20 protein-coding genes, 2 tRNA genes and 1 pseudogene are annotated in these 23,469 nt (G+C 57.3%); 6 read left to right on the top strand and 17 right to left on the bottom strand.

The features are described from left to right. Window positions 1–77: 77 nt before the first annotated feature. The 9 genes and pseudogenes from msrA to NVV77_RS08585 form a co-directional block, all read right to left on the bottom strand. The gene (gene msrA, locus NVV77_RS08540) at window positions 78–809 is read right to left on the bottom strand and encodes a peptide-methionine (S)-S-oxide reductase MsrA (RefSeq protein ID WP_295412104.1); all 732 of its coding nucleotides are present in this window, start codon (window positions 807–809) and stop codon (window positions 78–80) included. Window positions 810–939: 130 nt separating this feature from the next. Further along, window positions 940–1,016: transfer RNA gene (locus NVV77_RS08545), tRNA-Asp, on the bottom strand. A gap of 1,299 nt (window positions 1,017–2,315) precedes the next feature. Further along, window positions 2,316–3,182: a DUF6339 family protein gene (locus NVV77_RS08550; protein WP_295412105.1), complete on the bottom strand. Its 867-nt coding sequence runs from the start codon at window positions 3,180–3,182 to the stop codon at window positions 2,316–2,318. Next, window positions 3,179–4,093, bottom strand: a complete 915-nt coding sequence (locus tag NVV77_RS08555; RefSeq protein WP_295412106.1) for a hypothetical protein — start codon at window positions 4,091–4,093, stop codon at window positions 3,179–3,181. The genes NVV77_RS08550 and NVV77_RS08555 overlap by 4 nt, the downstream gene beginning before the upstream one ends. 231 nt (window positions 4,094–4,324) lie before the next feature. Beyond that, window positions 4,325–5,938 (bottom strand): hypothetical protein, encoded by a 1,614-nt coding sequence (locus tag NVV77_RS08560; protein WP_295412108.1) that lies wholly within the window; start codon window positions 5,936–5,938, stop codon window positions 4,325–4,327. Further along, window positions 5,935–6,942: a PD-(D/E)XK motif protein gene (locus NVV77_RS08565; protein ID WP_295412109.1), complete on the bottom strand. Its 1,008-nt coding sequence runs from the start codon at window positions 6,940–6,942 to the stop codon at window positions 5,935–5,937. Before NVV77_RS08565 ends, NVV77_RS08560 begins: the two co-directional genes overlap by 4 nt. Next, window positions 6,935–9,624, bottom strand: a pseudogene (locus tag NVV77_RS21920) (Z1 domain-containing protein). Before NVV77_RS21920 ends, NVV77_RS08565 begins: the two are co-directional and overlap by 8 nt. A gap of 37 nt (window positions 9,625–9,661) precedes the next feature. Then, a complete protein-coding gene (locus NVV77_RS08580; protein WP_367178603.1) occupies window positions 9,662–9,925 on the bottom strand; it encodes a DNA cytosine methyltransferase in 264 nt (87 codons plus the stop codon). 162 nt (window positions 9,926–10,087) lie between these two features. After that, window positions 10,088–10,777, bottom strand: a complete 690-nt coding sequence (locus tag NVV77_RS08585; protein WP_295412116.1) for a DNA cytosine methyltransferase — start codon at window positions 10,775–10,777, stop codon at window positions 10,088–10,090. A gap of 525 nt (window positions 10,778–11,302) precedes the next feature. Here NVV77_RS08585 and NVV77_RS08590 point away from each other — a divergent pair. Next, window positions 11,303–11,695: a hypothetical protein gene (locus tag NVV77_RS08590; protein WP_367178607.1), complete on the top strand. Its 393-nt coding sequence runs from the start codon at window positions 11,303–11,305 to the stop codon at window positions 11,693–11,695. A gap of 1,380 nt (window positions 11,696–13,075) precedes the next feature. Here the strand turns inward: NVV77_RS08590 and NVV77_RS08595 are convergent. Together NVV77_RS08595 and NVV77_RS08600 are read right to left on the bottom strand one after the other, a co-directional pair. Then, window positions 13,076–13,465, bottom strand: a complete 390-nt coding sequence (locus NVV77_RS08595; protein ID WP_295412118.1) for a plasmid recombination protein — start codon at window positions 13,463–13,465, stop codon at window positions 13,076–13,078. A 13-nt stretch (window positions 13,466–13,478) separates the two neighbouring features. After that, the gene (locus tag NVV77_RS08600; protein ID WP_295412119.1) at window positions 13,479–13,802 is read right to left on the bottom strand and encodes a plasmid recombination protein; all 324 of its coding nucleotides are present in this window, start codon (window positions 13,800–13,802) and stop codon (window positions 13,479–13,481) included. 1,026 nt (window positions 13,803–14,828) lie between these two features. Here NVV77_RS08600 and NVV77_RS08605 point away from each other — a divergent pair. The 5 genes from NVV77_RS08605 (at window position 14,829) to NVV77_RS08625 (ending at window position 19,637) form a co-directional block, all read left to right on the top strand. After that, a complete protein-coding gene (locus NVV77_RS08605; RefSeq protein WP_295412121.1) occupies window positions 14,829–16,043 on the top strand; it encodes an AAA family ATPase in 1,215 nt (404 codons plus the stop codon). Between the two features lie 51 nt (window positions 16,044–16,094). After that, window positions 16,095–17,222 (top strand): DUF6035 family protein, encoded by a 1,128-nt coding sequence (locus NVV77_RS08610; protein WP_295412123.1) that lies wholly within the window; start codon window positions 16,095–16,097, stop codon window positions 17,220–17,222. A gap of 591 nt (window positions 17,223–17,813) precedes the next feature. Then, window positions 17,814–18,317: a DUF5131 family protein gene (locus NVV77_RS08615; RefSeq protein WP_295412288.1), complete on the top strand. Its 504-nt coding sequence runs from the start codon at window positions 17,814–17,816 to the stop codon at window positions 18,315–18,317. After that, window positions 18,310–18,552: a hypothetical protein gene (locus tag NVV77_RS08620; RefSeq protein ID WP_295412125.1), complete on the top strand. Its 243-nt coding sequence runs from the start codon at window positions 18,310–18,312 to the stop codon at window positions 18,550–18,552. The genes NVV77_RS08615 and NVV77_RS08620 overlap by 8 nt, the downstream gene beginning before the upstream one ends. A gap of 17 nt (window positions 18,553–18,569) precedes the next feature. After that, window positions 18,570–19,637, top strand: coding sequence for a tyrosine-type recombinase/integrase (locus tag NVV77_RS08625; RefSeq protein ID WP_295412127.1), 1,068 nt, complete (start codon window positions 18,570–18,572; stop codon window positions 19,635–19,637). 15 nt (window positions 19,638–19,652) lie between these two features. On the opposite strand, the gene NVV77_RS08630 is transcribed toward NVV77_RS08625, so the two are convergent. From NVV77_RS08630 to NVV77_RS21925, 6 genes are all read right to left on the bottom strand, one after another. Next, window positions 19,653–20,156, bottom strand: coding sequence for a hypothetical protein (locus NVV77_RS08630; RefSeq protein WP_295412129.1), 504 nt, complete (start codon window positions 20,154–20,156; stop codon window positions 19,653–19,655). After that, a complete protein-coding gene (locus tag NVV77_RS08635) occupies window positions 20,153–20,989 on the bottom strand; it encodes a hypothetical protein (RefSeq protein ID WP_295412131.1) in 837 nt (278 codons plus the stop codon). Before NVV77_RS08635 ends, NVV77_RS08630 begins: the two co-directional genes overlap by 4 nt. Further along, complete coding sequence (locus NVV77_RS08640; protein ID WP_295412132.1) at window positions 20,986–21,807, bottom strand: hypothetical protein; 822 nt, start codon at window positions 21,805–21,807, stop codon at window positions 20,986–20,988. Before NVV77_RS08640 ends, NVV77_RS08635 begins: the two co-directional genes overlap by 4 nt. Before the next feature lie 212 nt (window positions 21,808–22,019). Next, window positions 22,020–22,095, bottom strand: a tRNA-Val gene (locus NVV77_RS08645). Between the two features lie 458 nt (window positions 22,096–22,553). Next, window positions 22,554–22,826: an HU family DNA-binding protein gene (locus NVV77_RS08650; RefSeq protein WP_035079006.1), complete on the bottom strand. Its 273-nt coding sequence runs from the start codon at window positions 22,824–22,826 to the stop codon at window positions 22,554–22,556. Between the two features lie 186 nt (window positions 22,827–23,012). Further along, a complete protein-coding gene (locus tag NVV77_RS21925; protein ID WP_367178608.1) occupies window positions 23,013–23,441 on the bottom strand; it encodes an MFS transporter in 429 nt (142 codons plus the stop codon). Between the last annotated feature and the right edge of the window lie 28 nt (window positions 23,442–23,469).

Raw genomic sequence — 23,469 nt, forward strand, 5'->3', positions numbered from 1 at the left:
ACCCAATCCGGCTGTAAGCCGCCCATTGAGGGGCCAAAACAAGGCACCGCGCCGCCGTTGCATTGGAGTCACACCGCTCAGGCGGCGGGCAACTCCCCGACCAGTACGGGTTCGGTGCGATAGACATCCGGGAACAGAGCCGCCAGGGCCGCGATCTTGGGAAGGTCGTTCCGCACGATGTAGGGCCAGGTCGGATTGAGCGTCAGGAAATCCTGATGGTACTGCTCCGCAGGATAGAAGGCCTGGAACGGCTCGAGCGTGGTGACGATCGGGCCAGAAAAGAGATTCGCGGCATCGAGCTGGGCGATGTAGGCCTTGGCGACTTCGGCCTGATCCTCGTTTACCGGGAAGATGGTCGAGCGATATTGCGTGCCGCGGTCCGGACCCTGGAAATTGAGCTGGGTCGGATTGTGGGCAACGGAGAAGAAAATCTGCAGCAGCTTGCCGAAGGTCACGGCCTTGGGATCGTAGGTAACTTCGACCGTCTCGGCGTGACCGGTGTCTCCCCTTGTCGTCTGCTCATATGTGGCTGTGTTGGCCGCGCCGCCGGAATAGCCGGATACGGCATTGGTGACGCCCTTCACTCGCTGGAACACGCCCTGCACACCCCAGAAGCATCCGCCGGCGAAAACGGCGACCGCCGAGGCCGCTGATTCAACCAGATCCTTGTCGGGCGGCGGGATGACCACGGGCTCTTCCTGCGCAAAGACCGAGCTGGGTCTTGCCGCAAAGCCGAGGACCGACGCCGCAGCAAGTCCGCCGAGCAGGCTGCGACGGGAAAACGCAAAATCGGGAAAACGTGGCGACATTGGAGCACCTTCCTACTGGCTATTCTACCAGCAGATACGGTGGCCGCATCCAGCGCGTTACACACAAAGAAGAGAGCAAACAAAAAAGGCGCCCTATGGGCGCCGTGGTGGCCACACCTTCTAGAAAGGGTGGCGCGAGAGACGGGGCTCGAACCCGCGACCTCCGGCGTGACAGGCCGGCGCTCTAACCAACTGAGCTACTCCCGCATCGGCGAACCGTGTGGCCCGCTGAACGTGACGCTGATGTACCCAGCGCCCCTGACTAAGTCAAGCGCCCCTTTCCGCATCCGGCATAAAAACTTCACAGAGGCGATCGAGCCTGTGGAAAACTATTATGCTTCAAGCCACAAGGCGCGTTTTCTCAACAGGAACGCGAGCTGACGCGCTCTCGAAGGGCATCGGCCGGGGTGTCTGTGGCTGAGATGAAGAAGGATTGGGGCTTTGCCGACGCGCGTGGCAGGCGACGGCATCTGATTTTCCGTTTCGCACCCTCCGGCTGGGCGGGAGTGGTCGGGAAACGAAAATGGTGGGCGATGACGGACCGCCAGCGCCTATATATATAAAGAGGTTAGAACGTCTAGCCCCTTCCGATCTGCCCCATACCGCCCATTGATTTTGTTCGCCTTTTTCGGCGACTTTCTAACTCAACGAGGCCTTCTTGGACCCACATCAGATCAAAATCGACATTGCTCGTGTGCAACTGGGCACTGCGACAGACCTGTTTCTTCGGGATAGAGACCCGATTTCCGTTCAGGTATTGGCATGTGGTGCCTGTGAACTGCTGGAAGGCGCTGGCGAAGTGCGCAATGTCGAGGTTCTCTCAGCCCCTCATCCGGAAGCTAAACCCCGGCATGAAACCGTGGAAAGTGACGTTCCTTCGGAATCAGTTCTGGAATGCGATGAAGCATTTCTACGCCCAGGACAAAACGACCGTGAGGGAGGACGCGGACCTTCTTGGGAGTTGCACCGATGTGGCTAACGACACCGTGCTTTAGGAGGGATGGTACGACTATCTAGCCCTTACGAGCAGACTGCCCCTTAAGGCCCAAGTGCTTCAGGTTTGGTATTTCGCACGCAACGAAGAAAAGCTCGCGCCGGGCGTAGAAAAGAAAGTCTACCGGGACATGTTCCCATCGATTCGGACGCTCTCAGACCTGACCAGAAGCGAATGCTGAAACGGCGTGCGACAAGTATCGAAACGACCGGGAGGTTATGGCGACAAGAGGACGGAGCGCAGGCCACTTACGAATAGCCGCCCCTGACCCGCGACCTCGGCGTGGCACGCCGACAATGAAACCGGCGATGGTTTCAACTTCCCCCTGCCCGCCCCAACTCCAAAACTGCCAAAGTAGAAACTGTGTTAGCTTCAGCTGGCAATTTGGGCAGTGTGGAAAGGCAAGGCAGAAAATCCTAGTCATGTAGCCATTCGGGGATCGAAAACGGTCCGTTAGCTTTAACTAGGCTTTGGTACTAGATCGGACACACATGCTGCTGGAGCTACTGCAATCAAGTCGGCTTTGCGCCTCCACCGAGGCGTGGTGCTCGGAGTACGCGACCGATCCGTGCCATCAGGGGACTCATCCCGCCGTTATCTCGTCCGTTTAGGGAGAGTCCTACAGCAGACCGGTTGAACGCTTGCTGCACCTCTGCCTCCAACTCTTCTGCTGACATGAAAGACAGATCGACAATCTGATTGCGTAGTCGCAAGAGTTTTGTCGCCCGTCTCATCACGTCCTCCATTTTTTCGCGCCCGATATTGTTGGCAGTTGTGACCCAACCTTGGGCGATGGCACGAGCAAGATTAGCGTCCGACGCAATGGAAGCGCGTTCGAAAATTTGAACCATCGCATCCTCACTGGGCGCTTGTAGAAGCCGCCAACGTTCCGAACCGGCTTCTGCTCCAAGATCGAGAGTTTTCCCCCTTACCCATAGCCTCTGAAAAGTGTTCCTGACGCCGCCTGCTAGCCGAGCACGATTGGGATTAGGGTATCGCCAAATGACTAGGTCCTGCAAAAGAATGCACGTCACGAATGCCCAGACGTCGTCACGCAACAGCTCCGGCAACGAGGCATCAAGGTGAATCGCAAGCCATTTGGCTGCATCAGTGTCGAAGTTTGCTTTTTGCTTTTCACTGGCTCGATCCGGATACCCATGTCGCTCTGCGAGCGCCAGCATGTTACGCCTTATCTCGTCAGGCAGTTCATTAGCTACTGATCCTCCGCTGGGGGCGTACCAGATCCAAGCTTCATATTTAGCCCGGCGCGCCGCCGCGGCTGTAAGATTAACCGCGCTCTTGGACCGAACTTCGAGGTCTTCAAGACATTGGGTCACGCCCAGGTCGCTGAGGCGAGGAAGGAGCCAGACATTGCTCATTCGTCGTCTTTCAGCTCGGCCGCCGCATGGACACTTGAATGGAACATTCCCGGCGCGTTGCGTTTGATCCTTCGCACTTCGGAAATGCTTCGATTTGGAAACGCAAGTTTCATCCAACCAAAAATCTGGGCACCTACAGACCCTTCTTCGCAATCCGCCAGTTGGTCGTCGAGGTCCTCCGCATCGATGACAGAACCTACCATCTGCAACATGACGTCTCCGACAATTGCTTGGAGCGTCAGTGCATCGCCGGCAATTACCCGATCCGCTAGCTCTTCATTGTCGGAGTTGACGTAAAGGCGCACTGTGCCAGAGAAGTCTGCGGTAAGTGCATTTGTACGCCAGGACAGATACCATGGTGAATTGACATGTTTTTGGTTTGGGAATGTCTGGCCAAACGATACGAGTTCAATCGGGAAGCGATTGTCACCACCGTCTTCTAGATCGACCACAAACTCCTGTGACCACAGTCGCGAACCCGCTTTGGCTGGAGACAGAAGCGACGCGTTCTCGGCAATTGTATCTAGTAAAACTTCCGCTCGGACAACCATGCGGCCAGACAGCGCGTTCCCAGGAACACGAGTGTGCAGTTCAAGGCTCCCGTTGGTGTCCTGTGCAAAGACGAGGGACATGGCACGTTCAACCCTTCTGGGAAACCTACCACGGCCAGTTCCAATCTTGAGGACGACCGCGAGCCTAAGCTCATCTTTTGGGATAGAAAGGTCTCGCGCAGCTCGCTCCATGTCGATGGAGATTGAAATGCGGAGATCAATGTCCGCAGCATAGTCCCAGTTAGGCAGCATCGGCAGGAATGGGAAGAGCGGTTGTCCGGAATGACCGATCAGAAGGCCGTCGAGAGTCACGGTATCCTCAGCAAGAGTCAGGAACGGAAACGCAATACCGGATGTCATTCGGTGCTCGCCTCATCAAATGAGAACCGGATCCCGACCGCCGCATCGATAGGGACCGAGACTAGGCACGAGACAATGCCTGTCAATGTCCCCAGCTCAATGGTATCAGCAGCGGTCTCTCTCTCTCCCAAAGACATCCGCAGAAGTTCAACTGAAATATCGTCGGGCAGGTCGTCCGTTGAGGCCGCCGATCCATCCACGACCAAATGGGGCATTGCCCTTAGCACAATGCTAGGCTGGCTCCCATCGTTGGTAAGATCGGCTTCGAACCTTCGCGACACGTCGTCCATCAATCAACTCAAGACGGACGAAGCGGGGCGAAGATATCTGAATTCTCTTCCTACTGACGCCACCACCGGGAGAAACTGGCCGTCCGGGACCCTTTCCGGACGCGCCAGTCAAGAGTGTTCCAAGCTTCGCGGCCGTTTTGGCGACAGAAGGCCCTTTGTCGTGGGCCGCTCCCAGAGCCGCAGTCGGCTGCGCAAAGCCAGCTGCAGCCAATTTCAGTTCCCTCATAGCCACATTCACGGCCGTCTTTGATCGCCCTTTGGGCAACATATCCGGTATCCAGTCGTCATGGGCTGGGGGCTCAGACACCGCAAAAGCGCTTTCAATTTCGTCTTCCTTTGAGCAGACGAAAGCTCCGGCCCACTCAAAACGTTGGTCAGCAAATGGCTCCCCCGGGAGATATCGCACGACGAGTTCTACCGGTCTCATCAGTGCGATGGCGCGCGCATGCGCTCGCATTGGACTTTCTTCGCGCTGAGCTATCGGGTTCCGACGTGCATACATACCACGGACAATCGATAACCGTCCAAGATCAGACCGTAGACTAGGACTTCTGATGGTCGTTACTTCTCCGGCGCCTTCCCCGCGAACGTTTCGAAGTGCTTCCGCGTAAAGATCCAGCGGAGGATAGTCCTCAGGTGCAGGTATAATGACTTTCTCGCCTTCGAACTCGAGCGAGACCTCGATCTTGCGCCCCTCTGGAGTGGAAGTGCACATTCTGGGCCAGAAGTTCCAGAGTACAGCCTCAACGAGCTCAGCACGCAGATCTACACCGCCATCCACGTGGGGAGCCAAGATGGCCACTGTTGTTCCAGTACGCCTTTCGTCGCGTTGAGGAAGACCAAGTGCGTCGGAAAGCTCGATAGCCTCCACACCTTCAACAGGCTCAACACCGCCTTCGCTATCGCTGCGTCCCCACCAATGCCTTCCAGTGAAACGTCGTGGCTTGTCATCGACCGGCGCCTCAAAGGCGGGACCAAGGTGACAGCCCATGAGTCGCCTGACCGGCTCGCCATAAGCAATGGCTTGGCTATCAGCGATGATTGTGGATACGCGGCTCAAGGCATAAAGCGAGGTCTTCCCATAGCCGTAAGTTCCGCCACCATGATGCATGTCCCGTGCGGCTCCGACGTTTCGGAGGAAGTTCACGAAGTCCATCTGCTCCGTGCCGGTAGCCACGTCTGCTCGGGTCGGCCCTCCTAATCCCCTGGTATTGAAGTCGGCGATCTCCAACACCGAAACGCGTCCAATGCCTAAGATGTCATGCAAGCTGGGGGTATCATCTTGCTCGCCGGACGCTTCCTTCGCCTCCGGCGGCAGTGCTTGAAAGAGCAGATTGCGCAAGCGATCGAGCGCTTCACCTTCGAGCGTCCGGAAGCGCAAAAAAATCTCGACATTCCTATCGTGCAGAGCCGCGTCAACCGAGTTCTGAAGTGCCTCCCTGATCACTGTCTGCAGAAGGCCGAGTGCTGGGCGGCCTAGCAGGCGCCGGAAGCCCTCGCCGGCCAAATTGCCCGTAGGAGCAAATCGCTCGCTGTGCAGATCAAGAGGAATCATGCGGCAAATTCCGACAGCACGTCAGCCGTTTGCGAGTGGCTAAGCAGGCATTTGCGAGCAACCGAAAGATCTATTTCGTAGGTCAGGGCATGCACTCCAGATGGCAAAGCGCCACCAGCAAAGGATTTGGGCGTCACACATGGAAAGCCATCCGCAACCTCGTAGAAGTCGACGCCTTCCAGCGCAAAGTGAGACGTATTCCATTCGCCCGCATTGGCATCCCGACACCCAAGTTCGGCCAAACAATTGTCCAACATGAGCTCGTCCGCTCCACGTGCAACGATGCTCCGATGGAGTGCCCCGAGAGAGAGAGGGCCATTGTCCACCGGCTCCACCCGAACGTGCGCCAAGAACAACCGACCACTCAGTTGCGGCATTAGCTGCTCCGGTCCATGTACCGTAACACGCGTCGCATCGGAGCGAAGGGAGGTCTTTACCTCCACAGCTATATCCCTGCGCCGGAAATCGTGACGCTGGCCGAGGGGGCCGGTCCATCCACTTATTGCCTCGGGACGCAATGCCGTTAGCATGTCAAGGACCACAAGCTCGCCGATCAGTCCGCCGAGCTTGGCTAAAGACACCTCGGCATCGGGTGTCCTAGCGAACAGATCCCTGAAATCTTTGATAGTACCATTCACAGCCGTCTCTGGCCCGTCGCCACTCGTCAAACGCGCGAGTATCTCGCGGACCAGCTCGCTAAATACCTTTGCAAGCTGCGGATTCCCGAGCATCACATCAATGAAGTGCTCGAGCTTTCCTCCAGATCGAAAGGATGACCGGCTCACGACCAAGTTATTGCTTCCTGTATTTTGGGCTCCTGCAGCTGCCGGTCGAGCTACGGGAACGAGAAGACGTGGTTGGCCCTTCGGGCCTATCGCAATACGTACCTGACCATACCCACTTGTGACACCGGATGGTCTACTTGGGACCTCCAGCTCTCCGTCACCTCGACCGGTTGACCGGATCTCACTCCATTCCCTTTCGAGAAGCCGGGGATCAAGCATCTGCGCCGTCTACTTCTTCGATCTGGTCTTCACCTTCTTCGGTCTCCTCGAACGCCGGAGCGTCGATGTCGACCGAGAAGTACCCGCCAGACCGATCCTTGTGGCCCGGGAAAACCATGCCGAAACCCACAATGTCAGAAACCGCATCTAGGGCAACGCGAGAGGGCGGCTTGTTCCCGGTCGATTTTCTCTCTTGCGGTTCTGACTTTGCGTCAATCAAATAGAGGAGAAGCAACGGCACATTTGGACGACAGGCCTTGTAGCTGGACCAATCCTCCTTGCCTTCCGGCTTTTTTTCGGCATCGATAAGGATATCGCCCTTCGACATCAGCGCTTTGATGTCCGCGTACCGTGGAGACGCCTCACTGAGACGCGATCGCCTCATGGTTCGCAGTTCGCCAAGCGCGCCAAGGGGTTTGGAAGACACTGTGGTTGAATTTGTCTGGATGACCGCAACATTCCACTCCCTGAGATTCCCCTCAGCCTCATCGAGATAGCTGATCAAGTGCGGTTTCTTGAGATCCATGTGTTGTTCAGAAATCTCACTAGCGGCCACAAACCTGCGCACCATCTGAAACGGGATACGGCTGAACAAGAGCCCACCGTCTTTAACCGAGGCGTCCGTTGTCCTCAGCATCGCATCAACCAGCTGCGATGCGGCGTCCCAGTTACTGCCCACGGTTTCACTATCGCGGTGGTCAAACCGGATTGTCTGCACGTGCTTGCCCGAGAAGTTCATGCTCGTGCGGAAGGCGTGTTTCATCTTTGTTGCCGCGGTGATGGCCATGCCGGGAATCGACCGCACCTTCACGGCAAAGTCGCGGGGTGTAAGGTGGCTATCGCGGTATACTGAAATGTCCGCGCGTATCTCTTCTTCGATAACAGCCAACGAGCGGAACTTGGAGGCGAGATCTTCGGTAGTCCAAAGGCGCGGGAGGTCCTCATATCCGCGCCGGTAACCAAACCAGCGGCCCATTTGCAGCAGCGTGTCATACTGCTTCGACGTCCTCAGGAAAAAGACACGCATAGCCCTTCAAGCGTGAGGCCGCGCGCCAAGACAGTTCCCCCGACCACGATGCAGGTCACCGGCTTCCCTGTATAGTCGAGGCGCAAAGGTTCATCGGTTTCGCCATTTTCAACCGGATAGCAAAGCGCACCAAGGACCGCCGGAAGATGGGCAAATACGGAGGAAAAGTCCTCTGGGATGCGATCGTGGCCGGCGGGAGCAGTACGTTCGCGTTCTACCTCAAAAACTTCCCGCAGCCTCGATGAGATATCACCCGTACCCGCGAGCAGGTCTGATTTCCTTTGCTCCACCCAAGTACGGATCAAGCCTGACATATACTCGTGTTGCCGTATGAATGGCGACGAATGAACGAGCATAGACATATGTTCGTTCTCCTGGCCACGGGCCCTCCTGATAGCGCAGGTGGCAAAGAACCAGAGAATGGCGTCTTCGAGGCTCTTGGTCATCTCCGGGCGGAAGTTCTCCTTTTCCTTCGGAGACGTGGGGCGCAACAGAGCTGGCTCGTCGTCAGACAGGATGCGGATCATGTCCTGTTCGTCGGCTTCTGTTTCAGCGCTATCGCTCCCGAAAACTTCGCGCGCACCGAAATAGCCTATGGGTCGCTCAAGCGCGGTTATGAAATCGCGGGGGTAGAGATCATCCAACTCGTCTTCGTTTCCGTATGGATAGGGGTTGATGAAGACGTTGGCAAAAGGGGTGGCTGTGTATCCGACGTAGGTGACGGCCGGCAGCTCCGCCAGGGCTCGCCGTATTTCTTCGTTTATACGCGTCATATCGAATTCGCCTCGCGCCGAATTCACTGATGCTTGATCACACTCGTCGTCGATCAGCAGCACCTTGAGTTTTCGCAAGACGACCGCGGGCGTCCTCGCTATCGTGCGCCGGAGTTGCTTCAGTCGGCTTCCTTCCTTCTTCATGACGATCAACTGTGCATGACCGTCCGCCGGTAGGACAAAGCCGCCATTCGCGGGCTGAACGAAATCACCATTGGGTTCGCTTGTAGTGTAAAGCTGCCAAAGAGTTCTGTGCCTGAGAACGTCTTTTTCGAAACGCTCTTGCGTCTGCTTGCGGAGTTTGTTCGTAACGCCTCCAAGGACAATAATCATGTTATAGCCGGCATCGACCGCCTTCGCCATGACGGCAGTCATGTTGGCGGTCTTGCCCGATTGCACATATCCTACGACTAGGCCGCGACTGGCGAACTTGTCCTTGGCCGGATTGCCAAGCAACGACACAACCTCAGTTGAGGCCCGATCAAGCGAGCCAATGGTGTCGGGGTTCCAACCCTTGGTCTTGAGATACTCGTGCAATGCAGACCAATGGTGGCTGTTCTTCCCAGGTCCGTGATACCAGTCCTCCGGCGCATCGACGATCGAGTGACGCCGAAGAATTTCCACATCTTGAAGTTCGGACCGGACCACCTCCATAGCGACCAGAAGGTTGGCCTCCATCTCCGGCGCAATAGCCCCCCACATCTGAATGGTCTCCCGCCGCATCGCTGCAGCTGCCTCCTCTAGGGTTCCATAGTTGGCACGTCGCTGGCGGAGGTGGGTCGCAAAAAATCTCGACTTGGGGAGAGGGCATGAGAATCTCTGAGTGCAAGTTGCCTCAGCTTTCTTGGCACCGGAGTATTTGGTCGTCAAACTTGGAAACATCCGCAGTCGCTCGAAAAATTCATTAGACTTGATGCTATCAGGTCAAAACGCGATACAATAACTCCGCGATCTGCCGAGCCAAGAATGGTGGAACGGCGTTCCCAACCTGGACGTACTGCTGCGTTCGATTTCCTAGGAAGAGATAATCGTCAGGAAAAAGTTTGAAGTCTAGCAGCCTCGCGAACAGTGAGGCTGCGGCACTGCATTGGATCTGGATGTATGAAATAATGTCCGTCTTTGGAAATATGGCTCGTAACCGTGGTCGAGGCATGGTCTGCCAATTGAACCCGAAAACGGTCATTAAAAACGCCGCTATGCCAATTCCGATGGTCAGGGCTTATCGCCTCCGGGAAATCGGCTGCTTTCGGGCTGTATCCGCGAACGCCGCCGAACACTGCCGAGAACAGATAACGACCAAGGTCGGACGGCATGTGACCGCGAGACTCATGCTGAGCCAAGGCAATCAATCCAGGCCTTTCAGCCATTGCAGGAGCTGGTCGTTGGAGCTGGCGTAGCCCTCTGGTAGGGTCGACGAAGTGCGCGAAGATGGCGAGCTTTCTGCAAATTGCTCTGACATCGACTTAAACGCTTGGACGAGTTTCCAATCCTGTTGCGCCCTGTAGATGCTTGCCAACTTGTTCGCCGCGGTATGTACCTCAGACCTCCAAGAAGCAGAATCGTCATGACCTCGGCTGATTCCGCTTCGGAGGGCGGGCAAGTTTCCGATTGCTGAACTCACCGTGCGCATTAGCCCGGACATCGTCAATTTGGCTCCGTTTGCGTTGGAAGCCAAATCCGACCGCACTCCAACAATGATCACCCGGTGGCGACGTTGCGGTACTTCGAAGGCTTCGGCTCGGACGATAAAGTCGGACGGACGAATGGCTTCTTGGAGGCTGGCCGTGCCGTCCTCAACCCGTATCGCACGTAGTTCATAGTGGTGCCCGCGCCCGGTGCCCAAGGAGGACAAGTCATCCATCAGCATATCGAAAACAAGCCGGCTCTCTACCGTCGATGAAAGCATGCCTTTGACGTTTTCCATGACGAACGCGGCTGGCCTAAGCTTGTCGAGAACGCGAATGTACTCTCGAAAGAGGTAGTGACGAGAATCTTCCTCCGGTATGTAGCCAGTTCTTGCCCTTAGACCTAGCACGTCCTACCAGAGAATAGGCTTGGCAAGGCGGGCCACCGATGAGAACAGTGTCCTCGTAGTCCTCCTTTAGTTTGTCGATTGCTGTATCGAGCGCTGTTGCCGCCGTGTCAGTGCCGAGTTCCAGCGCCCGCGCTTCCCCGGTTGCGTGCTGCCACAACTCCGGGTCTACTCCGGACCAGTCTGGTTCGACTGCCAACCCTGCATGGAACTCGATGAACTGTCGGGGTAGGTGCATGTGCCGGGTGCGGTATTCCCGTAGGAACGAGCGCAGCGTGAGCGTTCGATGAGCAGAGGCCCCTTTTTCCACTGATATGCCAATTTTGAACGGCGCCTACCCCATGCGCCACGAAGGTGGCGAACCCCTCCCCCAGCCCTCCGGGACCGGCGAATAGATCAACAACTCCAAAGGTAGAGGGCAAATCAGGCTCCAACGCTCGCCAATTGTTCGGTGTATACTCGGTTCGAGCGCGAAAAACCAGGATGCACGTGATAGATATAGTGGACCGTCCCACCCGTTTTAGGATGATGGCGGCAATCAGAAGCAAAAATACAAAGCCGGAGGTTTCGCTCCGAAAGGCACTTCACGCACAGGGATTTCGTTTTAGACTTCACAACGCGAAGCTCCGGGGCCGGCCAGATATCGTTCTCGCCAAACACCACGCCGTCGTCTTTGTGCACGGCTGTTTTTGGCATCGGCACGGGGCTGTCCCTACGCAACGGTTCCGGCAACTCGCCCAGAGTTCTGGAAGACGAAATTCGACACGAATGTGGCTCGCGATCAGGCGGCAAAGGAGGCACTGGTTGAAGGCGGCTGGCGCATCGCAACTGTCTGGGAATGTGCGTTGCGGAAGCCGAACAGTCCTCACAACGCTGCCACTCGTTTGGCCCACTGGCTTGTCTCCGGCCATCAAACCATAGAGATAGGTGGAGAGCGAGCGGGTTCGAGTCCAAAGCCACATTCGTCGACGTGAGAATGGGCCTCATGGCTGGGTCCGATCGACTAGTTCTTTTACCACGGCGACCTTTCCTATGTGCCAATTAAAGGCAGCGCTAGCGCAATGTTGGCGTGTCTTCGGAATGCCGGTTTCCAATTCCGCGGATACTTGGCAGCTCAGTAGTGCTAATCGACCATTGCGTTCCTAGGCAGCCAAGCTGGAACAGTTCAGTCGAGGTTAAGGGATTTCAGAGCGACACCATGAGCTGCTGCCATGCTCCAGAGTCCACCGCCGACATCGGCACCTACCGACGGTGGCTTAGAGGCCCGGTCTTAGAATGTTGGAGCCTCGTCCAGGTCCCTACGATCGCTCGGGCCCTCTTCTTCTGGCCTTTCCATCTCTTCCGTCCCCCGACCTCGCCCGCGGCGAGGTCAGTGATGGCATGCTTGAAGGGGGAGGAAAGAGCGGGTTTCTCGAGTTCACGCAGCCCCGCGTTTTCGCGCTCCGCTGCGGCCTGCGCCTGGGCAGGATCACGACGAAAACTAAGGACGTCCTGAAGCTCAAGGTTCCCAGTCCTTGTGTTCGGCAGGGCGAACCCGCGTTCCCCAGATCGCGGCCTTGTCGCCGGTGGCGGGGTCGGCCGGTGGGCACAAATAACATGCTTTTGCTCGACGGCGGTGGCTCGCGACGCACCCCGCCGGTCGAAACAATGCGCGTCGTCTTCAAGATGTCCTCGGTAGAAGCCGGCCAACGCTTTCGCGCATTGGCAGTATGAGATCGCATCAATCGTGCGCTCTCGACCTCGGCTGTAACCACGACGTTGGCAGCAACATTACCGATGGAGAACAGCCCCCTCTCGCGCCGACTGCCGAGTGCCGCGCCTTTGTATAGATCGCATTATACCTGCCCCCTGACCTCGGCACTCACCGGCGTGCCAGTTTCGTCTCGGGGCTAAGAAAGATGGCATTCGAGCGTGGCAAAGTCGGTGTAGATGTCTCCCGCATCATGCTGCTCCATCGATAAAGCCACCTGCGAGACCTCGGTGCTCGAACGAGATGGCTCTCTTCACCTTCGTCTAAAGTTCCCTCCTCCGACGGTTCCGGTGGAATAAACTCAAGCGGCACCGCTTTCGAAATCTCAATGTGGGCCTTCCGTTCGGCTTTCGCGCACTCGTCCGCAACCAGTTGTACCGCGGTCGGGAACGGAGACGAGCCACATCGCGAGAAGTCAGGTGAAGTCGCATCCAAGAAGGTGCTGGACAAGGTCGATTGCCCCCGCCCTTTCCCTTCCACCCCGGATTTCAGATCACAGCCATTTGTTGCCACTAATGGTGATGGTAAACCCATGTCCTTCAACGTCAACCTCACCGCTTTGCGCCTAAGCTGCGGTGAACGGTCCAGCCCTGCGGCAACCAGCACTTGATCGATCCAATGCGCGCAGCCGCCGTGGCTTCCTTCGCCGCATGGGCCATTGCGAACTCTTGGCCAGCGCGACAAGCATGGGAATGCGATTTCCGGATCTGGCGTAGGGACTTTGGCCGCTCAGTTGCGTAGAATTTTTTCATCGACACGTGCGATGCCTGTGATCCCTTCAATCCACGCGCAATATCAGATGAACGTGCGACGGCGGTTGCAGCCTTGTCCTGAAGCACCCGCATTTTTTCCTTACCTCCCAGAAAGCTCGCGTTGAGCCGTCCGTTGACGATCGGAACGTGTAGCCGGTCGAAATGAGGCGTTGTTTCGTCAAAGTGCATTCCTGGAGGTGCACTACGTTAGCCTTTCCGAACTCCTCATCGAGGAACCGCATGCTCGCCGTGATCCACGCTTCGACCTGATCCGGTTGGCCCCTACCCACCATTCAGGTGATGCGGACAGCATGACTTCGATCGCAAAGAACGGGTTGGTTCGGGACAAAATCCCTTCCAAACGGTCGCGGACTTCCGCGGCAGGATCGCTTCCGCCGACGATGACGCGGTTGAGGCCCGCACGCTCGGGGTCGGCATTAGCCGCATGATCTGAACGGATCATGTGAGCGGCACTGCCGGAAATCTCTGCCATCGACTTCAGCTTAGTGAAGCGGCAGATCGTCATATTCTTCCTCGCCATGTTCTTCCTTTCCAAGTGGCGGAGGCTCGTCGCGGACGCGCGAGCCTTGGACCATGCTCGATCACGGATGTGTCGATCATGGTCTCGGCCAGCACGGATGTGCTGGTCCGGAACGACGAAACCAATGGAATTGGTGTGGTGAGTACCCCTAGCAAAGCTAGGTCACCCCACTAGGAGAAAGAAAGATCTGTAAAAGCATTCCACTGGCTCATACTTCCAATGTGCCAGACATTTCGGCGATTATGAAATTCGACTGTGGAAAGTTGAAATAGACCAACAATGTTATAACACACCACTTAGTTCGATTGGAAAAACTATTTCTCATCACGAACTTATGTAGACGTCATAGTTTGCTCTTCATACAGCTCCAATTCTCAGCATAAGCGGTGGCGACCGCCTACGCGCGGGAGATATTATGGCTGTAGGTGAAGCCAGAGGGCGGGCATTTAGAGCGATGATTGCCCCGGGGTGCAGGTAGCGGCCTAAGCGCCTACCTGCCTACATTGACGTAAAGTTTGTTAAGCCACCCGGAGAGCCGCTACCAGCCGTTGCGCCCAATCGACGAAAGGCGAGTCAGCGAGAATCCATTGTTAACCAAATGATGGGAAGGCCCGTGACTTTCTAGCCAGTGCTGTCAATTTGAGTGTGGACTCAAAAGGGGTCTATGGCTGCCATCAGGCGGCCGACGGTCCGGCTGGCACCGAACTGACGGCCTAACCAAGTAGCCATCAACCTGCAGACACAGGAGAAGCCGCATGGCTAACCGTATCTACGGCTGCGTCCAGATTCGCAGCAACACCCCATCTGAACTTTCGATCGATTGTGGACCGCTCTTGACTGTTGCGCGTCGTGAGGCCGTCGCTTCCTAGCGAGCCTCCGACCCTCAACATCGTGTGCTGTTAACGGCGGGACGTTCTCCCGCCCGAGAAACCGCGCGCTCCCATCATTGCGATCATCCGCCTTTGCGTCCTTGAGACGCCACGGATTTGCTCGCCCATATCGAAAAAGACGATGACCAACAAAGACGACAAACCGAAGCGGGCCAGTGCGCGCCCGTCAAAGGACGACTCTACCCACCGCAATGACCTGTTCCGCCCGCAAAGGCCAGAAGACGCCGATCCGCCGGATCCTCTGGATTTGCTGGCGGGAGGTGACGTCGACAACGACATGAAGACCTATTCTGCTGACGACGTTGCTCCATCCCTCGAGTTGGAGACGGATGAAGCAGACGAAGCACCAGAGATCTCGTCCACCGAGACCGACTGGGACCGCAAGGACCGAGCCTTCACGCTTGTGGAGTTCGGGCGGCCCCGCACGGTTCAGTTGAGCACCGGTCCGCTCTCGCTGATGCGCCTGACTGATGCCAGCACGCTCGCACTCGCTGGGGAGCTGGCCTTCGACAAAGCCAGCGATGCTGTGGCGAAGCGTCGTCTTCTCGAGAGCCTCGACCAGCCCCTCACACTGGAAGGGCCAGCATCGCTCGATGCAATTGACACTGCCATCAGCACGGTGTTCGAGGCGTTTCCTCACTTTGGCCCGGTGCTGCAGGCCATTAGAGAAAGTGCGCAGCTCAACCTGAGCCGTGGTGCGTCGTGGCTGAGCTTTCGCCCGATGCTGATCGTTTCGCCGCCAGGTCTCGGCAAAACCAGTGTTGCTAGCAAGCTAGCTAGCACATGTGCACTTCCAATGGCCTTGCTTGACGGCTCGACCATGACAACGGCGACGCCGTTGTTGGGTGGCGATGCGATCTATCGCAGTGCCCGCGCCAGCGACATTGTCCAGAATCTGGCCGCCAATGGGATCGGCAATCCCGTCGTGGTGTTCGACGAGATCGACAAAGCCACGGACACATCCAGGGGCGGGCGCGAAAGTCCTGCAGAGGCCATGCTTGGATTTCTGGAACAGCGCAGCGCCCAGTGCATGCACGACCATTTTTTGGGTATCGACCTCGACCTGAGCCATCTCAACTGGATTCTGCTCGCCAATGATCTGAGCAAAATCCCGGCGCCGGTACGTGACCGCTGCAAGGTCATCCAGATCGAGTCGCTGACAACGAACGAGATCGTCGCCATTGCCACCCGCGAGGTCGAGCGACGCAAGCTCTCAAGCGATCTCCTGCGCGAGATCTCCAAGGCCTGCAGGCGTGGCGAGATCAAAAGCCTTCGCAAGCTCTCCAAAGCCCTTGATGCAGCGGAGGCCGTGCTGACCCGGCCGCGTCTCCACTAACCCTCATCGTCCTTCCTTCATTTCTATTTCTTGTTCCGAAAGAGACCTCTGATGACCACTCTTCCTTCGACCCTGTCCTCCCCGAACCGCACCATCAAAGAAGTGCGCGATATGCGGCTTGGCGGCATTCTGGTGAATGCTGCCAACCTCCTCGACGGCCTGACGACCGCCTCCCTTTCGACGCTGCGCCATGACGTCGGAGAGGAGCGCGCGCAGAACGATGCAGCGTTCCGCTGCGGCCAGTGCAATGAGCCTGTCTACATCAATGGTGGCGAAGGCCTCACAGGTGATGGACGCTCCACTCACTTTAGCCACTATGCCAAGGGTGACACGGAATGTGCCTGGCGCTCCGGTGACAAAACTTACTCGCAGGGCGGCTGCCAGTACGATGGCCTTCAGGAAGGGCTTGAGCATCAGCTCAAGAAGCAGATGCTTGTCGACGTTCTGCGCTACGATCCGAACATCACAGGTATCGAACTTGAAAAGCGTCACGCCATCGGACCTCGCTGGCGCCGCCCGGATGTGTCGGCCAGCTACAACGGCCAGCCAGTCGCTTTCGAACTGCAGCTGGCGCGCCTGCCGCTCCAGACCATGATCGAGCGCGAGGCCTTCTACCGTGAGGCCGGCATGATGCTGATCTGGGTCACCACGCCGTCTAACGTCTATAATCTCGGCACACAGTCTTTTCGCGATCTGTACTTTCAGGCCGGTGGACGCATTTTCGCCATCGACGCCACGTGCCTGGATCGGTCCCGCGCAACGTCGCAGTTTCATCTGGTCGAACTGTCGCTCAAACCCTGGGTGCGGGCACCCTATGCACTGTTCAATCGATGGAGCCGCAGCCTCGTTGGTCCTGACGTTATCTTCATGCCCCAGGACGAGCGCCATGCCGAAGGTATTGGTCGCTACGGTCAGTCCCTTAGCCAGCAGGTAAGCGCTCAGGCGCCGGGTTCCGTTGTCGCGATCAACGATTGCACCAAGCACAAAAAAGGACTTGCATGCTGTCGAGACAGACTGGAACGCGCTGGCGCGACTTCTCGGTGGCCGCGACCTCTCCCAGTCACTTGCTGCCGGCATCTCCCCAGTCTTGGTAATGTTGCATTCGGTAGAGGCGCTCAACGCCGCCGAGCAGCAGATGCTTGCCATGAAGCAGCGGGACGTTGCTCAAGCCACGGGTGATGTCCTGCGCTCTAGCGATGGCCTCCACTGGCTGGGGCTGGTTGAGCTTCTCGGCCGCACAAATCCTCGGGTTTCGGCAGTCCAAGAGACCCATCTTCCGAAGACGCTGAACAGGCTCCGCACTAGCCCTGACAAGGCTCTGCCGTTCCACGCGTACCATCGACACATGCTTTCCGCCCTGCACCCCTGGCTGTCGTACTACCTCCTGGCCAAGGCGCCGCCGCGCAGGAAAGGGGCGCCGGCCATCTAGTCTCGCGCTCTGTTGAGACTACCTGAGCATCCTCGCCACCCACCCCATTGAGGGGTGAGTGGCGATCGCGTCCTTACTCCATTCGGCCAACGCGCCTCGCGGTCGAGAAGCGAGAGAACGCCCCTAGCCGGACATCGATAGATGAGAAAAAGTATTTCCAATCTCTGATCAGATACATATTCGCATTCCAGTTCATTTTGTGATTTTTTCACAAGTTGCCAAAAATCAACGAATAAATTTGCTTGCTATCTGCAGATTACACAATTTTGGAAGACTACCGTTCGGCGATCGTATCACCAGATTACCGCAGGAATTTCTCTGAAGGTGGGTTCCGCCGACATATGCGCTTTCATGTCTATCCACGATGCGTCCCCCGACACGCCGCTGCACAACGCATTGGCGTGTCCGTGAGCGTAGCCGACCGGTCAACCGCGAACGAACGTGTCGTGACCCTCTTGCCAACACGCGCCGCGATCCGCTTCCTCGCGTACGGACCCATGATTGGGCCGAAAGGCCTCACGTCCATCATGCTAGTGGACAGGCGGACCGACACCCTCGCCAGCGCTTCCGGACACAAGGCGCGCCACATACATACCGACTGGGTCCGTGAGCTTCGAGATGAGCGCGAATATGTAGGCGTCCCCTTCTTCAAGCAGTGGGAAGGATGGGCACACCGCCCCGACCTCTCCCGTTTCCAGTCGATGCTGACGGGTAAGTGGCAGCGTCTTTGCAACGGGATTGACGGCGTGCGACTATCGCTCACGGTCAAGGAGGGCAAGAACGCTACAGGCCGTTTGGTAGACGCTCGAGCACAGTACGAATTTCCGGAGTCCGCCAATGAGTGAGCGCAAGGCCTCCGTCGCCGCTCGTCTGCCGATCCGGCGTGGTCTCGGAGAGGCCGAGGCCGCCATGTATGTCGGCTTGGGTGCGAGCAAGTTCGCCGAACTCGTCAGAGACGGGCGCATGCCGCGCCCGCGTCTGATCGACAATCGCCGCGTGTGGGACGTGGACGACATCGACGCTGCCTTCAGGGCGCTGCCAATCGAGGGCGAAGAGCATCAGGATAACCCGTGGCATTGAAACCCGAAGGTGAGACAGTGAGCACGATCAAGCTCAAATATATCAAGAGCTATACAGATCGCCTCGGAGTGCGCCGCCACTATTTCAACAAACTTGGCGAGCCCAAGACCGCCCTGCCCGGCCTGCCAGGCTCCAAGAGCTTCATGGCGGCCTATCAGGCGTGCCTTGACGCACTGGAGGCCAAACAGTCGCGCAAGGTCCCCGCTCGCGCCCCCAAGGTCGTTCCAGGCAGCGTCGATGACGTCGCCCTGCGCTACTACGCCTCCGCCGAGTTCAAGACATTGGCCGAAATCACTCAGGCTACCTACCGCAACGAGATCGACAAGTTTCGCCGCGAGAAGGACAAGCATGGTAATCCGCATGGGCCGAAGCCCATCGCCATGCTCGATCGCCGCGGCGTGAAAGCGCTGATTGCCGAGAAGGCAGACAAGCCAGGCGCAGCAAACAAGCGCCTCCGCACTCTCAAGCTGCTTCTCAAGTTTGCCATCGAAGAAGAGCTTCGGACTGACAACCCGGCCGCCGGCATGAAGTCGCTGAAGGTCGGCGACGGCGACGGTTTTCTCGTCTGGGAAGAACATCACATCGAGCAGTTCGAGCGCCATTGGCCTGTCGGCTCAAAGCCGCGCCTCGCGCTCGCCCTCCTGCTCTTCACGGCCCAGCGCCGCAGCGACGTGGTCCGCATGGGCCGCCAGCATGTCCGCGACGGCATGATGGCCGTACGCCAGCAGAAAACAGGCGCCTATCTCGATATCCCAATCCACGATGACCTGGCGCCGGTTCTCGACGCCGTCACGGTGGACATTCCCGCCTTTCTGCTTTCCGAACACAATAAGCCCTTCCAGCCGACCTCTTTCGGCAACTGGTTCGGCGATCGCTGTCGTGATGCGGGATTGCCCAAAGGCTTCAACGCCCACGGCCTGCGCAAGGCAGCCTGCCGGCGGTTGGCTGAATCAGGATGCTCGACCAGGGAGATCATGGCAGTGTCTGGCCACAAGACGATAGAGGAAGTCGAGCGCTACACCAGGTCGGCCGATCAGAAGAAGCTTGCCCGGGCGGCGATGGCACGTCTGAGCATTACTAGATAGACGGCCCCGCCAGCCTCACTCGACGACAAGTGCTGGGTGCAAGGCAGTCACAGAATAGGAAATTGCCTCGGCAACCAACTCAGAGAACGCGTCAGTCCGAAGAGGCAAGCCAAGCACATCACAGTGGGTCTCAAAGTGAATGGCTTCTCCTTCCTTCCCTACGGGGGTGTGGATAAGCGATAACGCGCAAAGTCTTTTAACATCAGCGTTATCTGCGAATTTTGAGGCCACTGCGCTGATCGCACCCGAGACCGTAAGTTCGGCAAATCGCTGAGCTTTGTTTAGCTTTTTGGGGAAGGTCGCCCTGACCTTAGAGAGCCGGTCATCGTCGGCTCCCTCCAAGAGATCCAGCGAGGCGACAGACAGCCCTACTTCTAGAGAGCCGTCCTCGAACTGACGCAATCGAAATACATCGCCGTCAACGAGCGGCACAAACACCGAGCCATCGACTTTCCCATCTTGGTGTTTGTTCCCCGGAACATGACGGACGATCCGACTATCTGTCGACAGCAAAGTCAATCTTTGAGAATCCAGGACTTAAGGCCTGACGCAGCCAAAAGATCCGACAGGCTGCGAACTGGCATGACGCCGGCCAAATGGTTGGACGCGCCACTCTGGTCGTCCTTGGAGAATATAACGGGCTTCATTGCGCCATTGCCCAAAAGCTCGAAAGAGACGTGGCGCTCCAAGCTTTCTCGCCAGGCGACTTTGAAGTTGCCGCTATCAAGAAGGAAGATTGATGGCGTTTGCTTGAAGCTAAACTGAACAAACAACGAAACCAAGTCAGTCTTCGACGCACTCGAAACATCAATTTCCTCGTCAGCGGCTATGCCTTCTAGTTCAACAATCCGCGGCGAAACGTGTGCGTACAGGACTTCCGCTGTCTCTGGCTGTACCTGCGGTATCGATCCAGCGGGCCCCATAATGTGACCCGGCAGGAGCGCTGGTTCATAGGCAACACCTCCGATCACGACATGGTCGGAAGCCCCGATGCGCGACACCGGGAACGCCCCAACAGTCATTGCGGGCACAACCACGCTCAGGGCGCCAGCCGCGGCCAGCCACATCAACGAGCCCACACCGCCGGTGGTGTCCTTTTCTAAGGCCGGGCTGAACTCACTTCCAAACTCATCGTCTGCAAGCTGAAGGAGATCGAGAGGTTGCAGGAATTCACTGGGGAGATGATCGAGGCAGATTGGGCTGCGCGCCGCGATCGAAGATTTCCTTCTACGTGCATTCCGACGCTGCTTCACAACATCAGTATGAAGATCCCAGACATCAGAAATCGCGTCCAGAGGCCCGGGACCGTCTAGTTCAAAAACTTCATTGAATGTCGCGGACGTAGCAATCATTTTGCTTCTACCGAGCCGGCGTCCCTCAAAAACTCAGAAACAATGATCTCTTCCGAGGCAGCCTGCATGTCCTCATGGAGTTTGTCTAGGTCTGTGAACACCATATCGTAGGCGCTGTCTGAAACCTCAATACCCGAGGACCTTATTCTATCCTCAACCGAGATTCTCATCGTTAGGCCGGCGCTTTCCCGATCGTTGAACGAATTGCGCCAGTGGTTCGCCTGAACATTTGTTTGCAACAGTCGAGCTTTAGTCGAGGTCCTTGGCAGCCATTTTCCAGAGTTGGAATGCCATGGCTCAGATGTCTCATAAACGAAGGGCGCTATGTAGGGCGAATTCGTTCGAAGCAGCGGCGAAAAGTCCCAATCACTTCGCGCTCCCTCCCAAAAGAACCTGTAACGCACTTCAAGCCGGATGGTGCGCAGTTCCATTACTTCTTTAACCTGCGAAAGAATGTCGACCATAAGCGCGACAAATCTCTCACGCGCAACAGCCCATCCTTCGAAAGCAGCTGTCCTATAAATTATCTTATCATCTTCGATCGACAGCATTTCATGGAAATGACCTGCCGCACGACGATCTTCCGATATGCCGTCTGCTGACAAAAAGACCTTACCTGTCTCTGTAGAGGAGGACTCCCCATCGTCATTAACATCGACTTCAAAAATCGTTCTTTCAAGACCCAGACCTAAGCCCGCCGCGACCGAGCGCGCTCGATCTCGCACCTTCAAAGCGAGCAAGGGGGGCATTTCGCTGGAGAAGTGGATAGATACCGCCAAGCCTTCAACAGCCTGTCGATTATCACCTTGCGTCCACATCTCGTATTCCCTTCGCAACAGCGGCTGACAAGCGCCAGAGCAACCAGCCTGAACGCAGCAATGCGTCAAGTAGAAAATTCAGATCTCACTGCGAAAGGCTTAAAAAACCGGCAGATCGAGGCGCGGCAGGTGAGTTAAGCACGGAATTCTCTACTGAGCATGTTCTAACTGCACAGAAAAAACCCTTCTAACCCCTTGGAACATAAAGGGGTTGGTGGGCGATGACGGACTCGAACCGCCGACATTCTCGGTGTAAACGAGACGCTCTACCAACTGAGCTAATCGCCCGTCCGACACAATGGTCTGGAACGGCGCTCTGATTAGGGCCCCTGCCCTTGCCCGTCAACAGGCAATTTGCCAATGGGCGGTTCGAGCTGTGGGGATGGCGAGCGGAGACCGGGTCGCGGCGTAGTGTATATCGCGCAAATCGCGTCTCCGTCTCGGTGCAGTGCCTCCCGTCGGCGGAGGGCCTGTTCCCCTTGGACGCACGCGGATGCTTTCACTTTCTATGTGTCATCCCCGCGAAAGCGGGGACCTCCGTTTCAAACAGGGGTTCCCACTTTCGCGGGAATGACACCGTGGATGGGAATCAGAGGGCAGAGCGGTCCGGAGCAATCACTCCCCTCGACGGAGGGGATTGGGATGGGAGCACGCGGGCGAAGGCCCGGCCCGCTGCCCCCAAAAAACAAAACGGCCCCGGCGAGTGAACGCGGGACCGTTTGTTTGAAGCGCTAAAAGCGGTGCTTTTAGTTGATCGCGTCCTTCAGGCCCTTGCCGGGCTTGAACTTGGCCTGATTGGAGGCCGGAATCTGAATCTCTGCGCCGGTGGCCGGGTTGCGGCCAGTCGATGCCTTGCGCTGCGACACGGCGAAGGTGCCGAAGCCAACGAGACGAACTTCGTCACCCGACTTAAGGGCGGCGGTGATTGCTTCGAACACTGCGTCAACCGCTTCAGCGGCCTGAGCCTTGGTGATCGTAGCCTTGTCGGCAACGACGCCAACCAGATCGTTCTTGTTCATTGCGTATCCTCACAGTGAATGCCCGCCCTCGCTGGCGAAGCTTGGTGGCGGCAACCCTTGGTCGATTCTAGCTGAAGCGCAAGTGTTTCCGCCGTTTTGGCGAGGCCGAACGGTACGGGAATGTTAATGCCGCGGAAATTCGGGACCGACAAGGCCGAACTATCAGGTTTTCCGGCCTTTCCACCATCATTCCGCCGGGTTTTTTGCCGCAGCCGGCGCCCTCCGGATGCCGACCATGAGCGGCAAGGCAAGACAGTAGATGCAGATGGCGACGATCCAGATCATTCCGGGCCAATCGTGGCGCACCGATGCGTAAATGGCGCTGAAGAGCAGCGGGCCAAAGACAGAGGCAAGGCTGACGATGCTGGCGAGCACGCCCTGTAGCTGACCTTGACGATCGGAATCGACCTGCTGTGTCGTCAATGATTGCAGCGCCGGCATGCCGATGCCGCCCAGGGCGAAGATCGGTGCCATAGCGAAAAGCAGCCAGCCCTGGCCGGCAAAGGCCAGGGTGAGCATGGCGCCAGTTTCGAAGGCCATGCCGACGACCAGAGCCCAGCGTTCGCCGAGCCAGGCAACGGCGGGGCCGGTAAGAAAAAGCCTGCGCCAAGGCATGGAACACGCCGAAAGCGCCGAGCGACAG

Origin of the sequence: Devosia sp., from assembly GCF_024707125.1 — a bacterium.
GTDB lineage: Bacteria > Pseudomonadota > Alphaproteobacteria > Rhizobiales > Devosiaceae > Devosia.

Bases quoted from the DNA above. Each gene is read 5' to 3' on its own strand.
- msrA (WP_295412104.1), bottom strand. From the start codon at position 809: ATGTCGCCACGTTTTCCCGATTTTGCGTTTTCCCGTCGCAGCCTGCTC.
- NVV77_RS08550 (WP_295412105.1), bottom strand. From the start codon at position 3,182: ATGAGCAATGTCTGGCTCCTTCCTCGCCTCAGCGACCTGGGCGTGACC.
- NVV77_RS08555 (WP_295412106.1), bottom strand. From the start codon at position 4,093: ATGACATCCGGTATTGCGTTTCCGTTCCTGACTCTTGCTGAGGATACC.
- NVV77_RS08560 (WP_295412108.1), bottom strand. From the start codon at position 5,938: ATGATTCCTCTTGATCTGCACAGCGAGCGATTTGCTCCTACGGGCAAT.
- NVV77_RS08565 (WP_295412109.1), bottom strand. From the start codon at position 6,942: ATGCTTGATCCCCGGCTTCTCGAAAGGGAATGGAGTGAGATCCGGTCA.
- NVV77_RS08580 (WP_367178603.1), bottom strand. From the start codon at position 9,925: ATGACCGTTTTCGGGTTCAATTGGCAGACCATGCCTCGACCACGGTTA.
- NVV77_RS08590 (WP_367178607.1), top strand. From the start codon at position 11,303: ATGGCGGCAATCAGAAGCAAAAATACAAAGCCGGAGGTTTCGCTCCGA.
- NVV77_RS08595 (WP_295412118.1), bottom strand. From the start codon at position 13,465: ATGCACTTTGACGAAACAACGCCTCATTTCGACCGGCTACACGTTCCG.
- NVV77_RS08600 (WP_295412119.1), bottom strand. From the start codon at position 13,802: ATGACGATCTGCCGCTTCACTAAGCTGAAGTCGATGGCAGAGATTTCC.
- NVV77_RS08605 (WP_295412121.1), top strand. From the start codon at position 14,829: ATGACCAACAAAGACGACAAACCGAAGCGGGCCAGTGCGCGCCCGTCA.
- NVV77_RS08610 (WP_295412123.1), top strand. From the start codon at position 16,095: ATGACCACTCTTCCTTCGACCCTGTCCTCCCCGAACCGCACCATCAAA.
- NVV77_RS08615 (WP_295412288.1), top strand. From the start codon at position 17,814: ATGCGCTTTCATGTCTATCCACGATGCGTCCCCCGACACGCCGCTGCA.
- NVV77_RS08620 (WP_295412125.1), top strand. From the start codon at position 18,310: ATGAGTGAGCGCAAGGCCTCCGTCGCCGCTCGTCTGCCGATCCGGCGT.
- NVV77_RS08635 (WP_295412131.1), bottom strand. From the start codon at position 20,989: ATGATTGCTACGTCCGCGACATTCAATGAAGTTTTTGAACTAGACGGT.
- NVV77_RS08640 (WP_295412132.1), bottom strand. From the start codon at position 21,807: ATGTGGACGCAAGGTGATAATCGACAGGCTGTTGAAGGCTTGGCGGTA.
- NVV77_RS08650 (WP_035079006.1), bottom strand. From the start codon at position 22,826: ATGAACAAGAACGATCTGGTTGGCGTCGTTGCCGACAAGGCTACGATC.
- NVV77_RS21925 (WP_367178608.1), bottom strand. From the start codon at position 23,441: ATGCCTTGGCGCAGGCTTTTTCTTACCGGCCCCGCCGTTGCCTGGCTC.